General features: G+C 53.9%; 24 protein-coding genes and 1 pseudogene. 11 read left to right on the forward strand and 14 right to left on the reverse strand.

All coding sequences use genetic code 11. The annotated features are described in order from the left end of the window. The first annotated feature begins 41 nt into the window (after positions 1 to 41). Positions 42 to 2,192, forward strand: coding sequence for an HAD-IIB family hydrolase (locus tag RHJ31_RS12990; RefSeq protein WP_302676884.1), 2,151 nt, complete (start codon positions 42 to 44; stop codon positions 2,190 to 2,192). Here RHJ31_RS12990 and RHJ31_RS12995 read toward each other — a convergent pair. From RHJ31_RS12995 to RHJ31_RS13010, 4 genes are read right to left on the reverse strand one after another with little or no spacing between them, the layout of a single operon-like run. Beyond that, complete coding sequence (locus RHJ31_RS12995; RefSeq protein ID WP_302676885.1) at positions 2,189 to 2,341, reverse strand: hypothetical protein; 153 nt, start codon at positions 2,339 to 2,341, stop codon at positions 2,189 to 2,191. The two genes, RHJ31_RS12990 and RHJ31_RS12995, sit on opposite strands and share 4 nt — an antisense overlap. A gap of 26 nt (positions 2,342 to 2,367) precedes the next feature. Beyond that, positions 2,368 to 4,434, reverse strand: a complete 2,067-nt coding sequence (locus RHJ31_RS13000; protein ID WP_302676886.1) for a serine/threonine-protein kinase — start codon at positions 4,432 to 4,434, stop codon at positions 2,368 to 2,370. Positions 4,435 to 4,468: 34 nt separating this feature from the next. Then, positions 4,469 to 6,508 carry a putative PEP-binding protein gene (locus tag RHJ31_RS13005; RefSeq protein WP_302676887.1) on the reverse strand — a complete coding sequence of 680 codons (2,040 nt, stop codon included), beginning with the start codon at positions 6,506 to 6,508 and terminating at the stop codon, positions 4,469 to 4,471. A gap of 50 nt (positions 6,509 to 6,558) precedes the next feature. Next, a complete protein-coding gene (locus RHJ31_RS13010; protein ID WP_302676888.1) occupies positions 6,559 to 8,790 on the reverse strand; it encodes a bifunctional (p)ppGpp synthetase/guanosine-3',5'-bis(diphosphate) 3'-pyrophosphohydrolase in 2,232 nt (743 codons plus the stop codon). Positions 8,791 to 9,005: 215 nt separating this feature from the next. On the opposite strand from RHJ31_RS13010, the gene RHJ31_RS13015 reads away from it, so the two are divergent. Then, positions 9,006 to 9,713 carry a hypothetical protein gene (locus RHJ31_RS13015; protein WP_302676889.1) on the forward strand — a complete coding sequence of 236 codons (708 nt, stop codon included), beginning with the start codon at positions 9,006 to 9,008 and terminating at the stop codon, positions 9,711 to 9,713. Here the strand turns inward: RHJ31_RS13015 and purE are convergent. Next, positions 9,688 to 10,209, reverse strand: a complete 522-nt coding sequence (purE, locus tag RHJ31_RS13020; RefSeq protein ID WP_206200512.1) for a 5-(carboxyamino)imidazole ribonucleotide mutase — start codon at positions 10,207 to 10,209, stop codon at positions 9,688 to 9,690. The two genes, RHJ31_RS13015 and purE, sit on opposite strands and share 26 nt — an antisense overlap. 78 nt (positions 10,210 to 10,287) lie before the next feature. Between purE and queG the strand changes: the two genes are divergently transcribed. Genes queG through RHJ31_RS13035 form a run of 3 tightly spaced genes read left to right on the forward strand, consistent with a single transcriptional unit; the run spans position 10,288 to position 12,978 of the window. Next, a complete protein-coding gene (gene queG, locus RHJ31_RS13025; RefSeq protein ID WP_302676890.1) occupies positions 10,288 to 11,232 on the forward strand; it encodes a tRNA epoxyqueuosine(34) reductase QueG in 945 nt (314 codons plus the stop codon). 20 nt (positions 11,233 to 11,252) lie between these two features. Continuing rightward, complete coding sequence (locus RHJ31_RS13030) at positions 11,253 to 12,152, forward strand: vitamin K epoxide reductase family protein (protein ID WP_225901597.1); 900 nt, start codon at positions 11,253 to 11,255, stop codon at positions 12,150 to 12,152. A gap of 55 nt (positions 12,153 to 12,207) precedes the next feature. Further along, positions 12,208 to 12,978, forward strand: coding sequence for a winged helix-turn-helix domain-containing protein (locus tag RHJ31_RS13035; RefSeq protein ID WP_206200515.1), 771 nt, complete (start codon positions 12,208 to 12,210; stop codon positions 12,976 to 12,978). Here RHJ31_RS13035 and RHJ31_RS13040 read toward each other — a convergent pair. From RHJ31_RS13040 to RHJ31_RS13050, 3 genes are read right to left on the reverse strand one after another with little or no spacing between them, the layout of a single operon-like run. Next, positions 12,944 to 13,153 (reverse strand): hypothetical protein, encoded by a 210-nt coding sequence (locus tag RHJ31_RS13040; RefSeq protein WP_206200516.1) that lies wholly within the window; start codon positions 13,151 to 13,153, stop codon positions 12,944 to 12,946. The two genes, RHJ31_RS13035 and RHJ31_RS13040, sit on opposite strands and share 35 nt — an antisense overlap. 1 nt (position 13,154) lies before the next feature. Next, positions 13,155 to 14,015, reverse strand: a complete 861-nt coding sequence (locus RHJ31_RS13045) for a shikimate dehydrogenase (protein ID WP_206200517.1) — start codon at positions 14,013 to 14,015, stop codon at positions 13,155 to 13,157. Between the two features lie 6 nt (positions 14,016 to 14,021). After that, positions 14,022 to 14,360: a P-II family nitrogen regulator gene (locus RHJ31_RS13050; RefSeq protein WP_206200518.1), complete on the reverse strand. Its 339-nt coding sequence runs from the start codon at positions 14,358 to 14,360 to the stop codon at positions 14,022 to 14,024. A gap of 177 nt (positions 14,361 to 14,537) precedes the next feature. Between RHJ31_RS13050 and rph the strand changes: the two genes are divergently transcribed. The 4 genes from rph to RHJ31_RS13070 all read left to right on the forward strand — a co-directional run bounded on the left by rph (position 14,538) and on the right by RHJ31_RS13070 (position 18,815). Beyond that, positions 14,538 to 15,266, forward strand: coding sequence for a ribonuclease PH (gene rph / locus RHJ31_RS13055; RefSeq protein WP_206200519.1), 729 nt, complete (start codon positions 14,538 to 14,540; stop codon positions 15,264 to 15,266). After that, positions 15,259 to 15,870 (forward strand): hypothetical protein, encoded by a 612-nt coding sequence (locus RHJ31_RS13060; RefSeq protein ID WP_302676891.1) that lies wholly within the window; start codon positions 15,259 to 15,261, stop codon positions 15,868 to 15,870. The genes rph and RHJ31_RS13060 overlap by 8 nt, the downstream gene beginning before the upstream one ends. A gap of 172 nt (positions 15,871 to 16,042) precedes the next feature. Beyond that, on the forward strand, positions 16,043 to 17,572 hold the full coding sequence (locus RHJ31_RS13065) for a YifB family Mg chelatase-like AAA ATPase (RefSeq protein WP_302676892.1): 1,530 nt from the start codon (positions 16,043 to 16,045) through the stop codon (positions 17,570 to 17,572). Then, positions 17,556 to 18,815, forward strand: a complete 1,260-nt coding sequence (locus RHJ31_RS13070) for an ABC transporter substrate-binding protein (RefSeq protein WP_302676893.1) — start codon at positions 17,556 to 17,558, stop codon at positions 18,813 to 18,815. Before RHJ31_RS13065 ends, RHJ31_RS13070 begins: the two co-directional genes overlap by 17 nt. On the opposite strand, the gene hpnH is transcribed toward RHJ31_RS13070, so the two are convergent. Next, positions 18,812 to 19,822 (reverse strand): adenosyl-hopene transferase HpnH, encoded by a 1,011-nt coding sequence (gene hpnH / locus RHJ31_RS13075; RefSeq protein WP_302676894.1) that lies wholly within the window; start codon positions 19,820 to 19,822, stop codon positions 18,812 to 18,814. The two genes, RHJ31_RS13070 and hpnH, sit on opposite strands and share 4 nt — an antisense overlap. A gap of 532 nt (positions 19,823 to 20,354) precedes the next feature. Here hpnH and RHJ31_RS13080 point away from each other — a divergent pair. Both RHJ31_RS13080 and RHJ31_RS13085 read left to right on the forward strand, forming a co-directional pair. Continuing rightward, entirely contained in the window at positions 20,355 to 22,343 is a 1,989-nt protein-coding gene (locus RHJ31_RS13080; RefSeq protein ID WP_206200524.1) for an Rne/Rng family ribonuclease, read from the forward strand. 8 nt (positions 22,344 to 22,351) lie between these two features. Further along, positions 22,352 to 23,236 carry a glutaminase gene (locus tag RHJ31_RS13085; protein WP_206200525.1) on the forward strand — a complete coding sequence of 295 codons (885 nt, stop codon included), beginning with the start codon at positions 22,352 to 22,354 and terminating at the stop codon, positions 23,234 to 23,236. On the opposite strand, the gene RHJ31_RS13090 is transcribed toward RHJ31_RS13085, so the two are convergent. From RHJ31_RS13090 to rpmH, 5 genes and pseudogenes are all read right to left on the reverse strand, one after another. Next, on the reverse strand, positions 23,183 to 23,719 hold the full coding sequence (locus RHJ31_RS13090) for a R3H domain-containing nucleic acid-binding protein (RefSeq protein ID WP_302676895.1): 537 nt from the start codon (positions 23,717 to 23,719) through the stop codon (positions 23,183 to 23,185). The two genes, RHJ31_RS13085 and RHJ31_RS13090, sit on opposite strands and share 54 nt — an antisense overlap. 8 nt (positions 23,720 to 23,727) lie before the next feature. Beyond that, the gene (gene yidC / locus RHJ31_RS13095; RefSeq protein WP_302676896.1) at positions 23,728 to 24,933 is read right to left on the reverse strand and encodes a membrane protein insertase YidC; all 1,206 of its coding nucleotides are present in this window, start codon (positions 24,931 to 24,933) and stop codon (positions 23,728 to 23,730) included. A gap of 47 nt (positions 24,934 to 24,980) precedes the next feature. Next, a complete protein-coding gene (locus RHJ31_RS13100; RefSeq protein ID WP_225901724.1) occupies positions 24,981 to 25,376 on the reverse strand; it encodes a PH domain-containing protein in 396 nt (131 codons plus the stop codon). A gap of 72 nt (positions 25,377 to 25,448) precedes the next feature. Further along, a pseudogene (gene rnpA / locus RHJ31_RS13105) lies at positions 25,449 to 25,718 on the reverse strand (ribonuclease P protein component); the annotation flags it as partial. After that, positions 25,718 to 25,855, reverse strand: a complete 138-nt coding sequence (gene rpmH, locus RHJ31_RS13110; protein WP_099799755.1) for a 50S ribosomal protein L34 — start codon at positions 25,853 to 25,855, stop codon at positions 25,718 to 25,720. The pseudogene rnpA and the gene rpmH, both read right to left, overlap by 1 nt. Between the last annotated feature and the right edge of the window lie 180 nt (positions 25,856 to 26,035).

Raw genomic sequence — 26,035 nt, forward strand, 5'->3', positions numbered from 1 at the left:
ACCCCCAATTGGGTTGTCGTGCACCAAGTAAGGGAGCGGCTATGCAAGATGGATTATACATTGTCCTCATCAGTATTCATGGTTTGATTCGGGGCGATCGCCTAGAGCTAGGACGCGATGCCGATACGGGAGGACAAACGCGCTATGTGGTCGAACTGGCAAAAACCCTTGCAGCCCATCCCCGGGTGGCGCAGGTGGATTTGGTCACTCGTCTGATTCCCGATGCCAAGGTCAGCCCCGACTATGCCCAGCCCATTGAGCGAATTGGCGATCGCGCCCGCATTGTCCGCCTAGCCTGTGGTCCTCGCCGCTATTTGCGCAAGGAAGTGCTTTGGCCTTATTTAGACGTATTTGCCGATGAACTGTTGCGCCATCTTCGCCAAAGTGGCCGCATGCCCGATGTGATCCACAGTCACTATGCCGATGCCGGTTATGTGGGCTGCCGTGTTGCCGGTTGGTTGGGGGTTCCCCTTGTGCACACTGGGCATTCCCTCGGCCGGGTCAAGCGACAGCGACTCCTTGCCCAGGGTAGTAAGCCCGATGCCATTGAGGAGCAGTTTCACTTTACGACTCGCATTGAAGCCGAGGAGCAAACCCTTGCCAGTGCCGCACTCATTATTGCCAGTACCCATCAGGAGGTCGAAGAGCAGTATCGCCTCTACGATCAATACGACCCGTCGCGGATGGCCGTCATTCCGCCGGGGGTAGATACCCGCCGTTTCTATCCAGGGCCTGTCCCTGCCGATTTACCCTTTCGCAAGGAATTGCGTCGCTTTTTAGTGGAACCGGAAAAGCCCTTTATCTTTTGCCTCTCCCGGCCAGTACCGCGCAAGAACGTGGCTGCGTTGCTCAATGTCTATGGCACTGATCCCTTTTTACAGGAGCGAGCGAATCTGGTCTTAGTACTCGGCAATCGCACCGATATTAGCAAGATGGAGGCCAGCCCTCGCCAGGTGTTGACCGAACTCTTTTTGCTGGTCGATCGCTATGACCTCTATGGCAAAGTTGCCTATCCGAAAACCCACACCAGTGATGAAGTCCCCGATCTTTACCGTTTAGCCGCGCAGCAACGGGGCGTCTTTATCAACCCTGCCCTCACTGAACCCTTTGGCCTGACGCTCATTGAAGCGGCTGCCTGTGGATTACCGATTTTGGCGACAGCGGATGGCGGGCCGCAGGAGATTATCCGCCACTGTCGCAATGGGTTGCTCTTTGATGCCCTTGATCTAGAAGCCATTCGCAGTGCCTTGCATCAAGCCTTTCAAAGTGATAGCCAGTGGCAGACTTGGGCAGACAATGGCCTGAAGGGGGTACAAGCCCACTACTCTTGGCGCAGTCATGTGGAGATGTATCTGCACGCCCTTGCTCAACTGGCGGAAAAATCAGTCTTGCCCGTGTTGAGTGTGCAACGCCAACCGGCTCAGTACCAGAGTAATAAACTGCCAACGACGCTGACACGGAACCGCCTGCTCACCCTCGAACGCCTGTTGATTAGTGATATTGACAATACCTTGATTGGCGATCGCCCTGCCCTTGAGCGACTCTTAACGCTTCTGCAACGCCGTCCTGAAATGGGCTTTGGGGTGGCAACGGGGCGTCATCTCGAAATCACCCTAGAGATCCTCCATGAATGGGGCGTGCCGATTCCCGATGTTTTAATTACGTCCGTGGGCAGTGAAATTCACTATGGCCCTCACTTGGTTCCCGACACCAGTTGGCAGCAGCACATTAGCTATCGCTGGGAACCCCAACGGGTGAGAGACACCCTCGCCGATGTGGCAGGCCTGACGCTGCAACCCCCAGAAAATCAACGCTCCCACAAAATTAGCTACAACGTGGATACCACGGTTCTCCCCAGCATTACCCCGGTGTTACGTTTGCTACGGCAGCAGAAACTCCATTGTCGGCCAATTTTCTCCCACAATCAGTTCTTGGATATTTTGCCCCTGCGTGCCTCTAAAGGCGATGCCCTGCGCTATCTTGCCCTCAAGTGGGGCTATCCGCTGCAAAAACTGTTGGTGGCTGGGGACTCTGGCAATGATGAGCAAATGCTGACGGGGAATACCCTTGCTGTTGTTGTGGGCAATCACAGTCCGGAATTGGAAAAGTTGCGCGATCGCCCCCATATTTACTTTGCCCAAGGTCACTATGCCCAAGGGATTCTCGAAGCGATTGAACACTATGGCTTCTAACGAAAAGCCTGCGATAACGTCAAACTAGAAATGCCCCTAGCGCGGTAATCGGCAAGAATTTGAGCCAGTGCCTCCACTGTCGGTTGTTGCGTACGATTGAGTTTGGGATTGCTCTGCAGTGCCAAGTTGAACTCCGTGCCATCCTGCATCAGCCAGTGACTCCCATGCTAGCACGCTAGAGAGCTTGGGTTCCTTGAATTAGCCATTCGCCACCAACATTGACTAAAGTAAAGCGTAACGTTTGATAAAAATCTTGACCAGAGTTCATTACGTAGTGAAGATTTGCATCAACAACGGCTCTACCTGAAGTTAAACCGACAACTTCAGTACTATAAACATCAACGTACTGCACTTTAGTCCACCAATCGATGTATGAACCATAGCCGTTGGGGTGTGCTGAGGCATCATTTTGGAAAGAGCTGGTCAATTGATGCCACGCTGCCTCGTAATTGCCGGCGTTAATCAGAGCATAGTAATTTTCAACAAAAAGGCTGGGATCAGGGAGCAGCTCCGGGTCAAGCAGGACGCGTTCGCTAGCACTTGCAGTGGGTGGGGGCGTAGAAACAGTTTCTGGGGTTGGCAACGGAGATTCAATAGGGGGCGATTGGTCAGGAGTTTCTGCGACTTCAGTAGGGGAATTGGCTAGCGAGGGAGGGCGGGGTTCTAGGCGGTTCGACAGCAAAATTACAGCCATCGCTGCAAACATACTCCCAAAGGCAATCACAAGTGAGCCGAGGATGAACCACGGTGCGAATGATGACTGAGCTGTGGGTACTGATTGAGTCCCAGAGAAGGGTTGTCCTGTAGGCGTGGTAGAGAGGGGTGGGGGTGTGACAACCGGTTCATGGACAATACTGCCTGCCTCAATCATCCGCCAATGTTGATCCTGCCGTTCAACCCGTGCTGGCCTCAGCAATTGCCCTGACTTTTCACTGGGGTGCTGGGGCAACGTTCGCCGAAATAAGTAAGCATCGAAGTCTCGCCTATGCAAGGGAACAAGCCAAGACTGTTGATTGACATCTGTGATCACTAAATAACTGGGATGAGCAGGACACTCAGTAAAAATGGCACCCTCGCTTTGAGAACCTGAAGGACGCACCGGTGTTCCATAGTTTTGCAGCTCTAACCAATCACTCTGCAAACCACGGTTGTACTTCTCAAGCAGCCAGTTGACCGACGGCGCTAAGCGAGGTGGTGGAGACTCCTCAGTAACCAGTTTAGTAATCAGTGGTGTTTCTAGCGCCTGCATCTCTAACGTTTTTTTTGTTTCTGTCTCTGCATCCGCTAGGGCAGCTTCGACTTCCTTGGCGGATTGATAGCGATCGCTGGGTGCAACAGCCAGCATCTTTGCCAAAACATCGCGAAACGTTGGTGTGATTTGGACATACTTTTGCCAATTCCAAGTGTGATGGTAGTTATCAAACAATTCCTTGGGATCCTTGCCCGTGAGTAAGACAATACAGGTCACTGCTAGGGCGTACAGATCGGAACTCGGAAAAACCTGCTCACCTCTAACTTGTTCTGGTGCGGCATAATGCGCTGTATAAATTTTTGTATGCCCCTTCGCAACTTCGGTAACACGGGAAATCTCCTTGACTGCACCAAAGTCAATGAGGTAAAGGCGACGCTGCCCCGGAAATTTACTGTTCTTTGCCGATTGGCGAATGATGTTTGCTGGCTTAATGTCTCGATGAATGGCCCCTTGATCGTGGATGTACTGCAAAACAGGTAGGAGATCCTTTAAGACTTCACGAACTTCCTCTTCACTCAAATAACCGCGATAGGCAAGTTCACACTCAAGCGTATCGCCATCAATAAATTCTTGAACCAGATAAAAATAGTGTTGTTCTGCTTCGCCTGTGCTGCTGCTCACCCGCTCCTGAAAGAAGGCAAATAGGCTAGGAATTTGGGGATGTTCCCCCAACGTTTCTAGGAGTCGTGCTTCTCGCTTGAATAAATTTTCTGCTTTTTGCAAGAGGTCTGGATTTGAGGTTTCAACTTGGAGCTGTTTAATCACACATTGGCGTTTTGCGGGCGTATCTAAATCTCGCCCTAGGTAAGTAATACCAAAGCCCCCCTGTCCCAACAGCTGTTGGGCAACATAGCGCCCCCGCAAAATTAAGGGCATGCCGCAGTTGGCGCAGTACTTTTGGCTAATGGTATCCGCCGGGACATCCCCCTCTAGTTCGGGCAGGTCATTGTGGGGATGGGAACACTGGGGGCGGGTGCAGTAGATAAGCATGATTTTGCATCAAGAAGCACCAGTTTATTCACGATTAAAACTGATCCAACACTTGGGTGACAACCTCAGGACTCACAGAAATGCCGTCAATCCCCAAATCAATTAACCACGGCAGCCAATGGGGATAGCGAGTGGGGGCTTCGCCACACAGATGGCATCCTAGGTGATGGGCTTTGGCCTGTTGAATCAATTGGGCGATCGCCCCCCTAACGGCAGGATGATCCTCATTTAACTCTGGTAGAGCCATTTCACGATCAATGCCCAAGAGCAGTTGCGTCAGATCATTGGTGCCAATCGTAATGCCAGCAACGCCAAGGTTGGCCAGATCAGACAGTAAAAATAGAACGGCAGGCACTTCGGCCATTACCCACAGTTCCACACCCGCCTTGGCTGTCAGACCATGCTGGGCAAGAGCCTTTTGACAATAGACCACCTCACTGACACTGCGGACAAAGGGAAGGATAATACGCAGCGGGCAGGCTTCTAAGCGGTGGGCGATCGCCAGCGCTGACAGTTCCAAATGAAACAGCTCTGGACAATGGGGATAGCGACTCACTCCCCGCAGTCCCCAATCCGTTGCGGGTTCAAACTGATGTCCCCCCAAGAGTTGGCGATAGTCGGCTGGCCGTAAATCCAATGTGCGATAAAAGAGGGGACGGGGGGCGATCGCCCGCATAAATTCACAGAGGTGCTGTACCCAGCGATCGCGCAACTGCTCAGCGTCCCCCTGCTCCAACCAATGACAGGGATGGCGATGATCCAAAAAGGCCAACAACATCAACTCTGAGCGCAATAGACCAATGCCATCACAGGGGAGCGATCGCAATAACCGCAGGGCACTGACTTGACTGACATTTACCATGACCGGCAACGGCAACCGCTTGACCGTCGGGAGTGAGGGCGTTTGCGGCGAGGGGGTCGCCACCACGGGCAATGGCTCTGGGGACAGTTGATAGATAGACCCCCGATGACCATCTAGAAACAGCGTCATTCCTGAACTAATCTGCTGAGTCGCATTTACCACACCGACCACCGCTGGCCGTCCCAATTCCCGCGCCAGAATGGCACCATGACTGGTTAAGCCCCCCTGCTCACAAATCACACCAACCGCAGCACTCACGAGGGGCAACCAGTGGGGCGGAATATTTTTGCTCACCAAGATCTGCCCAGCAACAGCCGCAGGAGCACAGGGGTCTGTAACCACAATGGCAGGGGCGATCGCCTGCCCCGGCGCAGCGGGTAGCCCTTCAGCTATGAGGGTGCGCTCCACGGTCTGCGGCAAGGGCGCCAGCGGCAGAGGTTCTGCTAAACACTGTCCCCACCAAACCTGTGTCTGACTGCGATGCCAAACCCAGAGATGGGACGCCGACCCACGACAGGCCTGCTGCAAGTATTGTTCCTCTGCGGGCGTCAGCTCAATTCCCCTTGGGGGCAAAGGAATGCCGTGATGGGGGAGCGTCACACCGCTGGCGATCGCCGGCAACCTTGGATCACTCCCTGTCCACCAGCCTGAGGCCACAATGGTACTCAAGGGGTAAAGCAAAATCGCCACTTTGAGGTGACAAAAATCCCATCCCTGCTGCCAATAGGTATAGAGATTCTTGGCTTGGACAAGGGCAGCAAAGGCCGCTTCGATCGCCTGATGACACAGGGGTAAACTGGGATGATGTAACACGGTTCCACGGCCTAGCCCCCAAGGTAAGTCCACCGCGTCCTGCCAAAGATAGGTGGTGAGAACAAGATGACGTTCTCCCCCCTGTTGTTGCCAAAAGTGATGACAAGCAGCAAAAATTGTTTCTAACTCCCCCACATCCAAAGGGGTTAATTCATGGGTCATCCTCAGTGCCAGTGCCTTGAAATCCGCCGCATTGGGGGGCACCTCTTGCCAGCGATCGCAGGCCGCGTGCCACAGGGGAATGACGCCAGAGCGTAACTGTTGCCAGACATTGGTGGAAGTCAGCCAGACAGGATGAGGCGGTGGCAAGATTTTTTGCGCCTCTTGCAGGGCAACCAATGTTGGGGAAAGGGCTTCCGCTGGGTACTGTTGTAGGGGTTCCAGAAGGAGTGATGTCACAAATGCGTTTCCTTAATCGTCCTTGGGGGTCTGGGAGCGGACGATCCGACCTAGGGAGAACTCACTTCCGTTTGCTGACGGCGACGAATGTTGAGGACATCAGTGATTTTTCTAATTTGCGCCAAGAGATGATCCAACTGCCTTGCATTCACAATATCAATACACAAATCAATAATCGCCGTGCGTCCCGGATCTGTGTGGACATTGGCTCGTCGCACATTAATTTGATTATCAGTTAAACGGGTCAAAATATCCTTAAGAATACCAACGCGATCAATCACCTCAATTTGCACATCCACAGGGTAGGTTTGGGGACGGCGTTGATTGACTTTTGTGTTCCAACTCACGGGAATCAGGCGATCGCTCGACACCGACTCTAGGTTGCTACAGCCCTGACGATGAATTGAAATACCCCGACTCCCCAACGTCACCACGCCAATAATCGGTTCATCGGGCACAGGACAACAGCAGCCAGCAATGTGATAAACCAAACCCTCCACCCCAAGAATCGGGGAATCACTGGGTTTCGTGGCGGCGGGTACACGGTTAACAGGGGCAGATTCTGAAGGCAGTTCCGGTGGGGTTGTCTCTGGACGCGCTAAGGTAATTGCCCGCAGCCGATTCACCACCAGATTCAGCGTAATTTCGCCATAGCCCAAGGCGGCCACTAAATCATCGACACTTTGGTAGTTGCTGCGCTCTGCCACCTGTTGCATCTGCGGTGACTTCAGAAGGGCTTCTAGACCCGCTTTGCCCAGTTCCTTCTCCAGTAATTCCCGTCCCCGCTGCAGGTTTTCATCGCGGCGCGATCGCTTGTACCACTGCCGAATACGATTGCGTGCCGTTGTGGTTTTAACAAAGTTCAACCAGTCCAAACTGGGGTGGGCAGTTTTCTGGGTGATGATCTCAACTATGTCGCCATTGCGCAGTGGTGTATCCAAGGGCACCATCCGACCATTCACCCGTGCCCCAGCACAGTGATTCCCGACATCGGTGTGAATATGGTAGGCAAAGTCGAGGGGCGTCGCCCCCTGTTGCAGGGCAAGGACATCCCCTTGGGGCGTAAAGACGTAGACCTCCTTATCAAAGAGATCATCGCGAATGCTATCGAGATATTCTTGGGCATCCTTGAGGTCATTTTGCCAATCCAGCAGTTGCCGTAGCCAAGTGAATTTTTGATCGCGAGCACTCCACTGTTGCGGCAAGGAATGGCCTGTTTCTTTATACTTCCAGTGAGCAGCAATCCCATACTCAGAGACATGGTGCATCGCCAATGTGCGAATTTGCACCTCCAAGGGGCGCCCCCCAAGACCAATAACCACCGTGTGCAGCGATTGATACTGGTTGGGTTTGGGCAAGCTGATGTAGTCCTTGAACCGCCCTGGCACGGAAAGGAAACAGTCATGGACGACGGCAAGGGCACGATAGCACTCATCTTTTGTGGCCACCAGAATGCGAATGCCCGCCACATCATAGATTTCATGGAATTCTTTTTGCTGCCGCATCATTTTTTGATAGATGCTATAGAGGTGTTTGGGACGGCCACTAATTTCTAAGTACCCAAAGCCCATTCCCGATAAGCGGTCATAGAGAATTTGAATCGCCTGCTGCAGTTGTGCCTCGCGATTAGCGCGTTTTTCCGCCACCAGTTCCTGAATGCGGCGGTAGGCTTCTGGCTCTAAATACTTAAAGGCTAAATCCTCTAGCTCCCACTTGATCCGCCAAATCCCCAAGCGATTGGCCAAGGGGGCAAAGACATCACGGGTTTCTTGGGCAATGGCACGGCGGCGATCTTCCGGTAGATACTCTAGGGTGCGCATATTGTGCAGGCGATCGGCCAGCTTGACAACGATGACTCGAATATCCTGTGCCATCGCCAAAAACATGCGCCGGAAACTTTCCGCTTGCCGCTCCGTCTTACTGGAGAAGTTAAACTTCGAGAGCTTGGTGACCCCCTCCACCAGTCGCCGCACCTCGGCACCAAAATTGGCTTCTAGCTCCTCTGCCGTAACAGCGGTATCCTCAATCACATCGTGGAGAAACCCCGCCGCCAAAAGAGCAGGCCCACCGCCTAAATCCCGCAGAATACTCGCCACTGCCACAGGATGGGCAATGTAGGGTTCCCCAGACGCCCGCCGCTGTCCTTGGTGTAGGTCGTAGGCAAATTGAAACGCTCGACAGACCAAATCATCCCCATTCTCAGGCTTTGGATTTCGCAGGCACGTCGCTAACCAATCGGGTAATTCAATATCAGTCGGCAAGCTAGGTGCAAAAGCGTTCATAGCAGCAGGCGATCGGGAGAGCAGCACAGTGAATTCAAGTACGTACATTTTAGTTCAATTTCATGCCTATCGCGCGAATCCTGATCGTAAAGACGTTCCTAAGCCCTCTCAAGTTTTACAGCTAGGGATTGTTCAATTTTGATCTCCTTTAACATAAAAATTAAGGATTTTAATCAGCAAGGGGGAAGCGTATCGTGGGGGTCTCACTCACACCAATGACACGGCACTACATTCTGCGTTTACTCAATCAAGGAAGCGATATTTTTGCCCTCGCCGGTCAAAGTTTAGAGAAAGCAGTGGGCGATCGCGAAGCGTGCCCTGTGGGCAATCGCGAGAACGATATTCTAAATCGCCTAGAATCCCTTGCCCCCTCAGAATTAGCAGCTGTAGAGATGATTGTGCGCCTCCACCGCTCCCTCAGCAACGAGGGGAATGAGGGGTCTCACCGACAGATGCAATTCAAAAGCCTTGAGGAAAAACTATGGCGGATTTTAGGTCTGGACTGCCCCTCTGAGAGTCCTCAAGCTGCGCCTAGGGAGCCAGTCATCCCTGTCAAAGAGCAGCCGTCTTTAACGGTGGCTCAAGCCCTCGATCACTTGAACCGCGTCAGTGAATTAGCCCAAAAATACCTTGGCAAAGTCATCGTCGCGAATTATTGGCGAGCCTGCCGCCCTTCTAGTAGTTGGTTTGCTGATTTTGTTGTTACCGATGATGGCTACATCACCTACCACGGGTCGTTAGGGACTGGGAAGACTCTTGTGAACCCAACTCAACAGCAGCAGTTGGAAACATGGTTAGTGAGTTTTGTGGATCAATGTCGCCGTATTCTCCCCCTCTTTCGGCATGAGCTGCAAAAGGCAAGACTCTCGGGTTCGTCCCTAGAACCTGAATCAGAGATTACTGCTGTTGCAGATAAGCGCTAGCCCCTAGGGTTTGCAGTTTTTGATTCTTGGCGGTCACCGTCGCGGCCAACTCTTGACGATAGGCCATCACTTGCTCCAGCAGCTTTGGATCATGACTGGCCAATAGTTGGACGGCCAATAGGCCTGCATTTTGGGCATTGCCAATGGCAACCGTCGCCACGGGAATCCCAGCCGGCATCTGCACAATGGAGTAGAGGGAGTCCAGCCCCTGTAAGTGTCGGCTCGGTACGGGTACGCCAATCACGGGTAGGGGAGTTAAGGCAGCAATCATGCCGGGCAAGTGGGCAGCGCCACCGGCACCCGCAATAATGACTTTCAGACCCCGCTGATGGGCATTTTGGGCAAACTCGACCATGGCAAGAGGCGTGCGGTGAGCCGAGAGAATCGCCACTTCATGGGGAATGCCAAAGCGTTCACAGATGGCGATCGCCCCCTGCAGGGTCGGCAAATCGGAATCACTGCCCATGACAATGGCAACCAGCGGCATCTCTGACATCCCTCTTTCCTACTCCCTCAGCAAACGGTGCAACCTCATCCTACAGCCCTTTTCACAGGAGCGAGATATTATTTCTCTATGATTACTGCTGCTGCGATTAAGCAATTTGCCCATCAGTTGGGGTTCCATCGGGTGGGGATTGTGGATTTGCGCACCTATAATAATGACCATCCTTCTGGGGTGGCTGCCCTACAACGCTGGTTAGCCCAAGGCTTCCAAGGGGAGATGGCGTGGATGGCCAACCCGCGGCGACAGGAGATTCAAGCCGTCCTGCCGGGAGCGCAATCAGTGATTTCCGTTGCCCTCAATTACTATCAGCCTGATCCAGAGCCACCCCCTAAGGTGAAAATTGCCCGCTATGGGTGGGGACGGGATTACCACCGGGTTCTCGGAAAACGCTTGCAAGCCCTAGGCCAATGGCTGCAGTCGCAGGTACCTGAGGTAGACTACCGTTGGTATGTGGATACAGGCCCGGTACAGGACAAAGTGTGGGCGGAGCAGGCGGGAATTGGCTGGATTGGCAAGCACAGTAATGTGATTTCGCGGCAGTATGGCTCGTGGATTTTCTTGGGAGAGTTAATCACCACGTTGGAGTTGACGGGCGATCGCCCTCACACCAATCACTGCGGCACCTGTACCCGTTGCTTGGCCGCCTGTCCCACCGGCGCCATTGTTGAACCCTATGTGGTGGATGCCAACCGCTGCATTGCCTACCACACGATCGAAAGCCGTGCCCCGGAAATTCCCCCCGCCATTGCTGCTCATTTAGAAGGCTGGGTTGCCGGCTGTGACATTTGCCAAGAAGTGTGTCCTTGGAATCAACGCTTTGCTCAACCCACGGATGTGGCCGACTTTGCCCCGCGATCGCCCCTCTTGAAGACTTCTCTAGAGGAACTCGCCACCCTCAGCGATGCAGCATGGGATGAACTCACCCGTGGTTCTGCCCTACGGCGAATTAAACCCGCCCAATGGCGCCGCAATGCCCAAGCGGTGCTGTCTGCCAATCGGTATGATGAAAAATGATTCAATGCGGAGGCTCACCTATGGTTCGACGACGCTCCACCCCTTGGATTCATCGTTGGTCACGGTGGTTGATTGGCGGGGTTGCCCTCGCTGGCATGGTGGTGACCGCCTACCTGACGATCGCCAAGCTGACCAATCAAGAGGTCACTTGTCCCACCGATGGCTGTGACATTGTCCTCAATAGTCCTTGGGCAACCGTGTTTGGTATTCCCCTCTCCCTCATTGGCTTTGTCGCCTACACGGGGATGCTGTCGTTGGCGGCCCTGCCCCTGTTGTTGAACCAGCCGCAGCAAAAAGAACTCCGCCGCAATGCTGAAAACACCACTTGGCTTTTGCTCTTTCTGGGGGCAACGGCCATGGCCAGCTTCAGCAGTTACCTCATGTATATCTTGGTTACAGAGATTAAGGCCACTTGTCCCTATTGCATTGCCTCAGCCGTCTTTAGCTTTACATTTTTAATCTTGACGATTATTGGTCGTGAATGGAGCGATCGCGGCCAACTCTTTTTCAATGGCGTGATTACTGCTGTGATTACGCTGGTGGCCGTCTTTGGCATCTATAATGCCCGCATGGCCAACCCTGAGGGTCCTGGCATCCCCATCGTCAATACCTCAGGTGCGGCGGAAATGGCCCTTGCTCGGCATCTCACCCAAGTGGGAGCGGTTATGTATGGTGCCTATTGGTGTAGCCACTGCCACGATCAAAAGGAACTCTTTGGTAAGCAGGCAGTACGGGAACTCAACTATGTTGAATGTGACCCCAATGGTGCCAATCCCCAAGTGGAACGCTGCCGTGCCAAGGGAATTCAGGGCTATCCCACATGGGAAATCAACGATCAGCTTTACTCCGGCACGCGATCGCTCAGTGAACTCAGTCGGCTGAGTCAATACACAGGCCCGATGAACTTCAAGAACCAATAGGGGCAAGGAACCGCAGTGATAGAATGAAGCCAACCGGGCACTACGCAGGTTTTTTATGCTTTCTATTGATACAGCCGCCGAACCCGCCAAGGCTCCTTTTGCCACACCACCTGCCCTTGCCAACATCTTAGTGGTTGAAGATGAAGACCTGATTCGGGAAACCCTTGTCCTTGCTTTGCAGGAGGAAGGCTACCATACCCTTGTGGCCAGTGATGGTTATGAGGCTCTCAATCTCATTAATACCTATCTCTTGACGGATACTAATCCTGAAAAGGCAGAGGTGCATTTGATCATCCTAGATGTCATGCTGCCGGGCATCAATGGATTAGACCTATGCCGCTTAATTCGCCGTGAAGGCTGTACAGTTCCCATTCTCATGATCAGTGCCAAAGGCAGTGAAATTGATCGAGTGGTTGGCCTTGAAATTGGTGCCGATGACTACTTGGCCAAGCCCTTTGGCATGCGGGAGATGCTGGCGCGCTGTCGTGCCCTATTGCGGCGGACGCAAATTCAACAGGCTACAGTGCCAACGGTGCTGCGCTTTCGCGATCTCTGCCTCTATTCCCAAGAATGCCGCGTAACCCTGCGGGGCAAGGAGATCAATCTCTCCCCCAAAGAATATAAACTGCTTGAACTGTTTATGCGTCACCCTCGCCGCGTTTGGCCACGGGAGCAGTTACTCGATCAAGTGTGGGGGCATGACTTTATTGGCGATAGCAAAACGGTTGATGTCCACATCCGCTGGCTGCGGGAGAAAATTGAAACCGATCCCAGTCATCCCCAATACATTCTTACGGTGCGCGGTTTTGGTTATCGTTTTGGTTGAGACTCAGTAAAACAATCCCCATCAAAGCTGCCGGTAAAAGGAGCAGTAAAGTAATTAGCCCCAAATTTGGCGGCAAGGGATAGAGGGGGGCAATAAATTTAATGCCTAGGGCCATGAAGAGTGACACCAGCAAAACCGCCGATAACCACCTTAGTTCTGACAGCCAAGGTGTCATGTTATTTCTCCATCCCTAGGGCACTTTCAAGGGCAGTGGCCATGATGGCAGTGGGGGCGGGTTGGCCAATCCAGTACTCCAAGGCTGCGGCTCCCTGATGGAGAAGCATGGCAAGGCCGTCGAAGGTTTGCAGTCCCCGTGCCATCGCTAATTGCAAAAGAAGGGTGGGGCGAGGTTTGTAGATGAGGTCATAGACAATGGCGGTGGTGGGCAATCGTGCCAAGTCCTCGGCTGTGAGGGGGGTGGTGCCAGTATGGGGACTCATGCCAATGGGGGTGGTATTGACCACAAGGCTGACTTTCTCCAAACAACTGACCCGCTCTGACCATAAAAGGGGATGGAGCGTGATCTGTGGCCAACTGGCAACAAAGGCCTCTAGCCGTTCCCCTTGGCGACCACTGATATAGATCTGCCGACAGCCCAAGTCATAACAGGCAGTGACCACGGCTCGCGCGGCACCCCCATAGCCCAAGACTAAAACAGCAATCTCCGACCACGGGTAGGACTGTTGCCGCAGTGGTGCCAAGAAGCCATGCACATCGGTATTGGTACCCACCCATCCCTTTTCACTGCGATAGACGGTGTTGACTGCCCCCACCTGCTGTGCGAGGTCGCTGACATCCGCCAAATAGGGAAGGATGGTTTCTTTGTGGGGAAGGGTGACATTAAAGCCAACGACATTCAGGGCATCGAGGCCAGCGATCGCCACCCCCAACTGCTGTGGCTTCACCCAAAAGGGCACATAGACATAGTCCAGACCCAAATGCTCCAACGCGGCATTGTGCATTGCCGGTGAGAGGGTGTGGGCAATCGGGTCGCCAATCACCCCCAGAAGCTGGGTGTGGCCAGAGATCTTCGGCATCCGCTCCTAGACCGCCTCGTGATCTTTTTCGCTGGTGCGGATGCGAATGACCTGCTCAACGGGCGTCACAAAAATTTTGCCGTCACCAATTTCCCCCGTGCGGGCAGCCTCAATAATTTTCGCCACGACCATGTCCACTTGACTGTCTTCAACGACAATCTCAATTTTTAACTTTTGTAAAAATTCTACTGTGTATTCGGAGCCGCGGTAGCGCTCGGTTTGCCCCTTTTGCCGCCCAAAGCCGCGTACTTCGGAGACGGTCATGCCGACAATGCCCGCATTGACAAGGGCGATCTTGACTTCATCCAGTTTGAAGGGACGAATAATGGCTTCTACCTTTTTCAATGTCAAACTCCTTCTTTATGGCAACGGGCTAATCTTTATTTAGCATTGGCAAAAGAGTATAGCGTGTAGCAATAACTACATTATCTCCAATCCTCGGGCGATCGCCCAATGGCAAGGTCTCGCGCTGGCTCCAGAAAATAAGCTCTAATAGGGAAGGTAATTGAGAGGGAGTCAAGCATGGGGTGGCAGCGACCCGATGGCCGTCAACCACAGGAATTGCGATCGCACCAGTTTCAGCGGCATTTCACCCAATTTGCCTTAGGTTCGGTGCTCGCCCAAGCGGGGCAAACTCAAGTGTTGTGCACTGTTAGTCTCAAGGAAGGCGTACCCAAGTTTTTAGAAGGCACAGGCCAAGGCTGGCTGACAGCGGAGTACCGCATGCTACCCAGTGCAACGCGGCCACGGCAAGAGCGAGAATTTCTCAAACTCTCTGGGCGCACCCAAGAAATTCAACGCCTGATTGGTCGTAGCTTACGCTCTGCTTTGGACTTATCCTTACTGGGGGAGCGCACGCTCATTGTGGATGCGGATGTGCTCCAAGCCGATGCCGGCACGCGATCGCTGGCGATTACAGGGGGCTACATTGCCCTTGTGGATGCCCTGAGTACCTTACTTCAGGAAGGGGTACTTAGCGAATCTCCCCTATGTCATCAGGTGGCGGCAGTCTCTGTGGGGCTGATTGATGGCGACCCCTATTTGGATTTGAGCTACGCTGAGGATGTGGCAGCCAGTGTCGATTTCAATGTCGTGATGACGGCCAATGGTCAGTTCATTGAGGTTCAAGGTACAGCAGAGATCGGTTCCTTTGATCGGCCAACCCTCGATCGCCTTCTCGATGTCGCCAGCCAAGGGATTCAAGAACTCATTGAGATTCAACAGCAGGTCCTAGCGGCAAGCCATGAGTGAGCAGGCCATTTACCTCGGACACATCGTCAAGTCCAACTCCCACTGCGATTATGTGGCGCAACTGGTGGATCGCTTGGATGTGCCCCACCCCCCCGCCCCAGAAGACTATGGCTTTGGTCGCTTTGTCAAGCTCGAGGATGAGCAGCGCCACTGGGCAGTCGGGGTCATTTACAACTCTCAACTGTTGAATCCCCAGTTCCATCAGATCAGCCCGCGCCTCACCACCAATGCCGACACCTTTCTCAGTCCCGATTTAGTCAGTGAAACCCGTACACTGCTGTGGATTGCCCTCATTGGTCATTTGGTGACGGCTGAGGATCGCCTCTATGGCCAGCAGGGGATGCCCACCCTTGTGGTGCCTGTGAATACGCCCGTGTGGCAATTGACCACTGCTGAGGTGTTGGCCTTTCATCGCAGTGCCCAAGGTCAAGCCCAGTTTCGCTACTATGCCCATTTGTTACGCTCAACGGGGAACTATGCAGCACCGCTGTTGGCGCAAATTCTCGAAACCATTACGCCCCTCTTCAGTGGTACCGAGCAGCGATCGCTCGAAATTATCAACAAAGAGTTGGCTTGGCGGCATACCTTAGGCACTTTGCGCTAAGACTGGACACAGAAATTGGGGTTTTGCAAATAAACTTCATGAAAAATCCTATGCAATGGTGACAAATTAGCGATACATCTGCTAAGGTCATTAAGTGTGTGAGGAGCGAACCAGTTAAGGGCACCGAGACGAAACACGGCCAGTCGTCGGTGCTCTTTCTGATTTTGAGGCTATGCTGGCACGGGTTTGGAGTGCTGCCGTTCTAGGAATTGACGCGATTCCCGTCGGCGTCGAAGTAGATGTTTCTAGCGGCTTGCCGGGGATTGTGGTGGTCGGTCTGCCCGATGCGGGTGTGCAAGAGGCACGGGAGCGCGTTAAGGCGGCGATTCGCAATGCCGGTTTTAGCTTCCCAATGCGGCGCATTGTCGTTAATCTCACCCCCGCCGATTTACGCAAAGAAGGCCCTAGCTTTGATCTCCCCATTAGCATTGGTATCCTAGCTGCTTCAGGACAGGTTGCAACGGATTTACTCGGCGATCATCTCTTTCTCGGCGAAGTGTCCCTTGATGGCACCTTGCAACCCGTGGCCGGGGTACTGGCGATCGCCGTTGCGGCGCAAGCCCAAGGCATGACCGGTCTTGTGGTGCCCATGGCCAATGTCACTGAAGCAGCGGTGGTGCAGGGGCTAAAGGTCTATGGTTGCCACACCCTCGCCGAAGTCGCAGCCTTTTTGAATGACCCCAACTCGCGATCGCCAGCAGCCAATTCCCTAAGTTTGCATGCTCCACCCTCTGCCCGCTCTGGTCTTGACCTTAAGGACGTGAAGGGGCAGTATCAAGCGCGGCGAGCCTTGGAAATTGCGGCTGCGGGTGGGCACAATCTCATCTTTGTCGGGCCACCGGGCAGTGGCAAAACAATGTTGGCACGGCGGTTACCCACCATCTTGCCGCCCTTGACCTTTGAGGAAGCCCTTGAAGTCACCAAAATTCACTCCGTGGCTGGACTGCTCAAAGAACGCGGCCAATTGCTCCAAGAACCCCCTTTTCGGAGTCCGCACCATTCTGCCTCCGGTCCTGCCCTTGTGGGGGGAGGCAGCTATCCGCGACCGGGGGAAATTTCCCTTGCCCATCGGGGGGTGCTCTTTCTTGATGAATTAACGGAATTCAAGCGGGATGTGTTGGAAGTTTTGCGGCAGCCCCTTGAAGATGGCCAAGTCACCATTGCCCGTGCCCGCCAATCGGTGGTGTTCCCGGCGCAATTTACCCTCGTGGCCAGCACCAATCCCTGCCCCTGTGGCTACTATGGCGATCCAGTGCAACCCTGTACCTGCTCGCCGCGCCAGCGAGAACAGTATTGGGCAAAGCTCTCTGGCCCCCTGCTGGATCGCATTGATCTGCAAGTGAGTGTCAGCCGCCTCAAGCCCGAGGAAATGACCCGCCAAACCCTAGGGGAAGATTCAGCCACGGTACGGCAGCGGGTCTTGGCGGCACGCCAACGCGCCCAACAGCGATTTGCTCAAGAACCCACTCTCCACTGCAACGCCCAAATGCAAAGCCGCCATCTGCGCCAGTGGTGTCGTTTGGATGAGACTTCGACTAATCTCTTAGAACGGGCGATCGCCCAACTGGGACTCTCGGCACGCGCCACAGACCGTATCCTAAAAGTAGCCCGTACCATTGCTGATCTGGCCGACTGTGAAACGATTGCCGCTGCCCACGTGGCCGAAGCCATTCAATACCGCACGATTGATCGTCTGCAATAGACGCGGCTGGTTCGCACTCCTACTGGGTTTCTTAGCCCTACTGCTCATCGGCTGTACAACGGCAACCCAATCCGCGAAGCCGATTGAACTGATTTTCTGGCATGGGGTCAACCCACCCCCCAACCGCGTGATCCTCCAGCGTCTTGTGGATCGCTTCAACGCCCGCCATCCCCAGATTCATGTCCAAGCTCTCTACGTTGGCCAACCCGACCAGCAGTTACCGAAAATTCTGGCCGCAGTGGTGGGCAATGCCGCCCCAGATCTGCTCTGGTATAACCCCACGATCACGGGGCAGTTTGTTGATCTGGGTGCCCTGCGTCCCCTTGATGACTGGTGGCAAACTTCCCCCTACCGCGATCAAGTTAGTCCTGCCCTGATACCAACAATGCGCTACGGCAACCATTACTGGTCTATTCCCTTTGCCACCAACAACCTTGGAATTTTTTATCGTCCCAGTTTATTGGCTGCCGCTGGCGTGAAAACACTGCCCAGCACATGGCAGGAATTAGAGCAGGTCAGCCAAACCCTAAAGGCACAGGGCATCACCCCACTACTCCTTGCCCTTGGCCAAGGGGAATTTGCCGTCTTTACTTGGTTGCCCTTCTTTTGGAGTGCGGGTGGCAGTCTCGGAGACACACCAGAAAGCGCCCACATTGACACACCCCCCGCGATCGCGGCTCTTGAGTTTTGGCAACGCCTGCGACAAGAAGGCTTAGCGACACTCTCTGCCCCGGAACGTGGTTATGAACTGGATCAATTGATTCGTGGCGAGGTGGCGATGCAAATTACAGGGCCTTGGACGTTGGCGCAACTCCAACAGTCGGGGGTGGATTTTGGCGTTCTACCCATGCCCGCCCTCAAAACCGCCGCAACCGCACTGGGGGGCGAAAATCTCTTTGTCTTTCGCTCAACACCGCAACGGGAAGAGGCTGCTCTAGCCTTTTTGGACTACGTTCTCAGTGAAGAATTTCAGACGGAGTGGGCTTTGGGCACAGGGTATTTGCCCGTGAATGAACGGGTGCGTACCAACGATCGCTATCAGGCCTTTGTGGCACAGCAACCTGCGCTTCGTGTTTTTCTAGATCAGATGGCCGCTGCTCAGGCACGTCCCAACTTCCGTGGTTATACCCGCTTTTCCCAAACCCTTGGACGAGCGATCGAAAGCGTTCTCCTTGGCAAATCAACCCCGAAAACCGCAGTGGAAACCGCAGAGCAACGTTGGCAACTGATGCGCCCGCGTTAAAAGAGACTACCCGCCGCCTTGACCATATTGGCTGGGTTAAAGGCATCCATGGCAGCGGTGGCCTCATAACCACAGTGCACCATGCAGTCACGGCACTTGGGATTGCCACTTTTGTGGCCATACTTCTCCCAATCGGTATTTTCAATCAGTTCCTTCCAAGTTTTGTAATGCCCCTCATTGAGGAGATAGCAGGGTTTTTGCCAACCCAAGACGCTATAGCTGGGCATTCCCCAAGGGGTACACTCATAGTCCTTTTCACCCACCAGGAAATCAAGGAAGAGGGGATTGTGGTTAAAGTTCCATTTCTTCTGACCCGCGCGGTAAGGGGCGAGAATTTGGCGGAAGAGGGCACGGGTTTGCTCCCGTTTGAGGAAGTGCTCCTGATCCGGTGCCCACTCATAGGCATAGCCCGGCGAGATCATCATGCCATCCACCCCTAGGGAACTGACAAAGTCAAAGAACTCCTGCATTTCCTTAGGATCCACCCCTTCAAAAATTGTCGTATTGGTGGTGACACGGAAGCCCTTGGCTTTAGCCGCTTTAATCGCTTTCACCGCAATATCAAAGACCCCTTTGCGATCCACGCATTTGTCGTGCCACTCCCGCAGACCATCGAGGTGAACGCTGAAGCTAAAGTAGGGGGAGGGCTTGAATTTATGGAGATTTTCCTCTAGGAGAATACCGTTGGTGCACAGATAAACAAACTTCCGCCGTGCCACCAAGCCACTGACAATTTCATCAATTTGCGGGTGCAGCAGGGGTTCCCCACCGGGAATGGCAACAATCGGTGCACCACATTCTTCAACGGCGCGGAAGCATTCCTCTGGGGTGAGATATTTGCGCAGGACTTCAAGGGGATGCTGAATTTTACCGCAGCCCGAACAGGCGAGATTACAGCGAAAGAGAGGCTCAAGCATCAAGGTGAGGGGAAAGCGCTTTTTGCCCTGTAGGCGTTGTGAGATGATATAGGTTGCGACTTCCACTGCCTGCTTGATGTGGACTCCCATGGGCAATTCTCCTCAATGTGGCTAATTTTCTAGCCAAGACGCTTAATAGATGTTTATAGTTGTAGCAGCTTTGTGGGCGATCGCCAAAGTGTCCTATCAGGTTTGCAAAGTGGCACACTATGCTCGTGCTCAAGAGGCTAGCGGCAGCGACAGTGAAAATTTTTGCAAAATCCCCTAGCCAATCTTGACAGAGATACCTATAATCAGAGACCATTAAAGGTACTGTAGAAAAATCCCTTTTGCTTAACCTCCATAGCCTAAGAGACCAAAGGTTAAGCATAGACTTTGATCAAGGCTGGCATGGGGTGACATCTTTTCCTTCTGCAAGTCGTGCAGAGCTTTTTAGGTATCACCAGAGTTGCGTTCTGCGTTCCAATGCCAACCCACCTCTACAGGAACCCTTTTCCCAACCATCTTAAAGCCAAACTTGCACGCGTCCCTTACAGGGGCAAGAGTGGCTCAACACTGTGCTAGATGCCTTTAGCCCATTCATGCTGACGTTTATTTTGTTAAGAAATTCTAAGGATAATGAATGCCTAAGCAAATTATTATTGCCGAGGAACATCGGCTAGCGGCGGTCTTTGCCGAAGATCAAATTCAAGAATTAATCGTGGCCACGGGCACCCATCAGGTGGGGGACATCTACCTTGGGGTGGTTGAAAATGTCCTGCCGGGCATTGATGCTGCCTTTGTCAACTTGGGGGATGCCTCCCGTAATGGCTTTATCCATGTCACTGACCTTGGCCCATTGCGCCTGAAGCGAACGGCTGGGGCAATCACGGAATTGCTCGCACCGCAGCAAAAAGTGCTGGTTCAGGTCATGAAGGAACCCACGGGCACCAAGGGGCCACGGCTGACCGGAAATATTTCGTTGCCTGGGCGCTATCTCGTGCTGATGCCCTATGGTCGGGGGGTGAATCTATCGCGACGGATTACCAATGAGGCGGAACGGCATCGGCTACGTGCCTTGGGCATTTTGGTCAAACCCGCTGGCATGGGGCTACTGGTGCGTACAGAGGCTGAGGGTGTCTCCGAAGAGGCCATACTTGAGGATCTGGAACTCCTGCAACGGCAGTGGGAAACGATCCAACAGCAGGCGGCCTCCAGCCGTCCTCCCCAGCTTCTGGGGCGCGATGATGACTTTATCCAAAAAGTGTTGCGGGATGTCTATAGCAGTGATGTCAACCGCATTGTGGTGGATACTCCGGATGGGGTCAAACGGGTCAAACAGCACCTGAAAAACTGGAATGTCAATAAGCCGGTGGGGGTTCTCATTGACTATCACCAAGAACCCATTCCCATTTTGGATTACTTTCGGGTGAATGCTGCCATCCGTGAAGCCCTGAAACCCCGTGTGGATTTGCCCTCCGGTGGCTATATCATCATTCAACCAACAGAGGCACTGACGGTCATTGATGTGAACTCTGGTTCATTCACTAGTTCAGCCACCTCGCGGGAAACAGTGCTGTGGACGAACTGCGAAGCGGCTACGGAGATTGCTCGCCAACTGCGACTGCGCAATATTGCTGGCGTGATCATTGTGGATTTTATTGACATGGATTCCCGCCGCGACCAGTTGCAACTGCTGGAGCACTTTAGTAAAGCCCTGCGTGCTGATAAAGCTCGCCCCCAAATTGCTCAACTCTCAGAACTGGGGCTGGTGGAACTGACCCGCAAACGTCAAGGGCAAAATATCTATGAACTTTTTGGCCGTCCCTGTAGTGCCTGCGGTGGCTTGGGTCACTTGGTGCATTTACCCGGTGAACCGGAGGATAGCCCCGGCGAAATTGTCGAGCGATCGCCCATGCCGCGTCCACCGGAGCCACGCCGCAGTTTAGAATCCCGCACTGAACCCAATGGCTTTGCCAGTAGCAGTCTAGAGACCCAACTCATTAACCACCCTGACTATCAAGCGGTAGGGGGTATTCGCCCCCGTGCTTCCCGCAGTAGTCATCCACCAACCCCCCGCAGTCCTCGTCGTGCCTCTGAAAATGGCAATGGTCGCAAGGTGATTACCACGCCTACAGAAACGGTGCCGCCGCCAGTGGTCAAAGTGGAGAGCCGTCCGCTGCGCCCTGCCCGTCCTAGCCGCTCTGAACCAGCGGAAGTGATTACCGTAACAATGACGGATCAAGAGCAGGCGGTCTATGCGGAAATGGGAATTTCACCCCTTGTGTTGCACTCTGAGGAGGTGAAGAATCCGCGGGGAACGATTGTGATGGTGGCACGCCCCGGCCAAGACCCCCTACCCCTGCCCCAGAAAACTGCACGACCCGTTAGTGAGGGAATGCCTGAGGATATCCCAGAGACTGCTGATGAGCCGCCCGCCCCTGTGGTTAGCACGATTAATGTCGAGCCGATTCCAGCCACTGCGCTGCTCAATACCAGTGAGCCAGAAGTCACGACCGAGTCTGAATCCGGTGGGGAAGCATCCACCCCAGAGGCCTCCGTGCCCGCAGGTCGGCGGCGGCGGCGACGGGTCACCACTAGCGAGCAGCTCTCCCTCGATGCCAATACTTAGGCTCAGCAATGTTGGGGGATCTAGACCCTGCCCTCATCCAAGAGTGGCTCAAGGCTGCATCGGCAGAACTTCCTCAGGGGGAACCCCTTCAACGGCTACCGCGGGTGGGGTCTGAAGCCTTTGCCTTTGCCCTTGTTACCCCAAAGCACCAGTTTACCCTTGGGCGTTCCAATTTGCGCTTTCCCTTAATGAGCGCAATTAAGCCCTTCTTGCTGCTGTATGCCTTGACGCTGTGGCAGGAGCAGGTGTGGACGTGGGTGGGACAGCGCCCCTCAGATTACCCCTATAACTCTGTGTTGCAGTTAACCCTTGATCAGGGGTGGCCGCGCAATCCCATGATTAATAGTGGAGCGATCGCCCTTGCTAGCCAATTGGCTGATGTTGGCGGTGTTGCGGTCTTTCAGACTTGGCTCAATGAGTGTGCGGGTACGCAGTTGCAGGTGGATCAGGAGGTGTTAGCAGCCGTTTATCGCCATCCCAACTGGCAAAATCGCACCCTTGCCCACTGTTTAGTGGAGTCTGGACGCATTGCCGATGCCGGGGTTGCCCTTGAGATCTACAATCAGGTGTGCTGTTTCCAAGGAACGATTGAGGAAGTGGCGCGCTTGGGTCTCCTGTTGGCACTGCCCCATGACAAGGTGAGCGATCGCCATCGTCAGCAGGTGAATGTGCTCATGCTCACCTGTGGCCTCTACGAGGACTCCCCCCGCTATGCCCTAGAAATTGGCTTGCCTGTGAAATCGGGTGTGAGTGGTGTGATTTTGGCCATTGTGCCGCGACAGGGGGCGATCGCCTGCTACAGCCCACCCCTCGATCGCAGTGGCAACTCGATTTTGGGTCTATACCTGCTCCAGCGCATCAGCCGCTACCTCGGCCTCAGTCCCTTGGGCTAACTGCACCACCAAGCGGCGATCCGGTTCCTCGCCGTGGCTAAAGGTTTCAAGGCGATCGCTCTCTACCTTGATGAGACTGTGAACGACACGCCGCTCTGCTGCGGATAGGGAGCGAATTTCAACGGGTTTACCGGTGTCGAGGACTTGGGCAGCCACCTGATGGGCAATCTCCTGCAACTGGCGATAACGGGCGCGGCGATAGCCCGCCAATTCCAAGGTAAAAGCCGTTTGCTCCTCCCGCGATCGCCCCAAATTCAACGTGGCATTGAGCAGATATTGCAATGCATCGAGAGCTTGGGCATTGTTGGCCAGCAGGGATTCAATTTGCGCAGCACTCAGGGACTGGCGATCGATCTCTAGCCAGTGCCCCGGCACCACACTTGCCAAAGGGGACTCCACCACAGAAACGGTTGTCTTAAAGCCTGCTAGAGCAAGCACCTGTTCCAGCCACGCACACCCCGCAGCAATTGGATCAGCGGTCATGCCTCCCCTCAACTTGATGGATGACGCTTGGCTTTAGTGGCCTTGGCACTTTTAACCCCCTTGCCCTCAAAGGGAAGAGCAGCCCGATTTTTAATCGCTTCAGCCCGTTCCTGCTCCTCCACGAGTTTTTGCAGGTTCTCTGGCAACGGCTCCTGCTGAAGGATAAAGGTCTGTACCGTCTGGAAGATGTTGGCGATTAGCATATAGAGCAGCACCCCGGCCGGCAGTGGGAAAAAGAGGAACATCCCAGAGAAGATAATCGGCGTCAATTGATTCACGGTTTGCTGCTGCGGGTTATTGCTGCTGCCTTGGCCAGAGAGCAACTGGTTGACGTAGAGACTGACGCCAAAGCCAAGGATCATGATCAGGATATCCCAGTGGATCGCGCCCCAATTAAACTGGCGTGTGCCATCGGGCAGCGTGATGAAGAGTTTCCCTTGATCAATGACACCCACATGGCCAAGGGCAGAGATAAAGAGGAAACCTTTATCCGCCGCAATCCCCGGAATCGTTCCCTGAACTGTTACATCACCGGGTTGCAGGGCTTGCAGATGCCCCTCACTGTCAATGGTTGCCCGCTCTTGACCGCGAATAATTTGCCACTTGGGTTGCAGGTGACTATTGGGATAGGCGGCGGCCAGTTCACTAAAGGGTTTCCCCTCCTTGGTTTGGAATTGGAGATCCACCGTTTGACCCACTGGAATCTTGGTACCGCTGGGAACCACCGCCTGAATGGGGAAGTGGATGCCCTCATCAACGTAGATATTTTGCGGCTTAGTGGCAAAGGGCTGGGCTAAGACAGTTTGATCAGGGGGAACAATTTGTAGGTTGAGCTGGTAATTCACATCGGCAAAGGGTGATCCGCGGAGCGTGGCAAAGAGAGCAAAGAGAATCGGCAACTGCAACAGCAGGGGGAAACACCCCGCCAAGGGATTACCAAACTCCTTGTACACCTCTGCCATTGCCTTTTGCTGTTCGGCAGGATTATCCTTGTATTTCTGTTGGATTTCCTGCATCCGTTTTTGCATGATCGGCTGCACAACTTTCATGCGCCGCATATTGCGAATGGATCCCGCACTGAGGGGATAGACGGCAAAGCGCACCACCAGTGTCAGCGCCACAATCGCAAGGCCATAGCTGGGCACAATCCCATAGAAAAAGTCAAGGATTGGCAGCATGACATTGTTGGAGAGGAAACCGATACCAAAATCCATGGAATCCTGCAATTAAGGGTGAACAGTTAACAGAACTATCTTAGGTCTTAAGAACCAATCGCGCCACTGACACTTTTGGCAGCGGGACTCAATTTGGCAGAAATATAGTCATAAATTTCACGGAAGCGGGGGACAGCGCGCATTTCTAAGCGGCTACCATCTTTGAGGGTGACGACCATATCACCGTAGGCGCCCCAGCCGCGAGGAACGGTGACGACTTTGGTGATTTCGCTATAAATGACATCGGAGCGATCGCGCCCCATCCAGCCGCCTATCACCGTAATCCGCCGATTCGTAATGCGGTAGCGCAGCCAGAGGGCACGGACAATGGCACCAACGGTAAGGGGCAGACAAATCACCGTTAGCCCCAACAGTAAGTTGATCACCAAGTCACCCCAATGGGGACCGCCTTCGTAGAAAACGTCTTCAGAAATTCCCGGCATCGTCAGTACCCCTGCTTTGGCCATTAACTGCGTCAATTCAGCGCGACAGTCCTCGTCACTCACTTGCAGTGCCGCCTGACGCACTACCACAATCATATCCCACCCTGCGGCTATCTGCAGTAAGAGTGAGCCGATCACCCGTCGCCATTGCCGTTTCAAACGGTTGCGATCGACGGCTCGCTTACTCACCTTTTTGCTGACCACAATGCCCAGCCGTGGTGCTGCCTTGACGGCTTGGGGCGCCAGCCAAAGAACGGCCAGTTTGCCGTGGTGGGCGGTTTTGTGTTGATAGACGCGGTCAAAATCATGGCGATCGCGCAGGCGATGTTGACGAGGGAGCACTAGACTGCAAGCCGTGCCCGTCCTTTACGCCGCCGTGCCTTAATGACGTTCTGACCCGATTTGGTGCGCATGCGCGCGCGGAACCCAGAGGTGCGTTTACGTTTGCGGACAGTACCGCCCAGTGTACGTTGCGTCATGGCTGTTGCAGTTATGATGGTTAATCAGAAAAAATACTGCCCCAAGGGGCACGCCCTAGTCAGTCGTTAGAGCGATCTACAATCGTATCACTTCCCGTGAGGCAGCGGTAGCCCTGCAAGGCTATTGCCGTCTTGGTCGTGTTGCCTATCTATTGCTCACATCCTACGGACGAGGTTTGC

It is taken from the genome of Thermosynechococcus sp. JY1331 (assembly GCF_031583475.1).
GTDB lineage: Bacteria > Cyanobacteriota > Cyanobacteriia > Thermosynechococcales > Thermosynechococcaceae > Thermosynechococcus.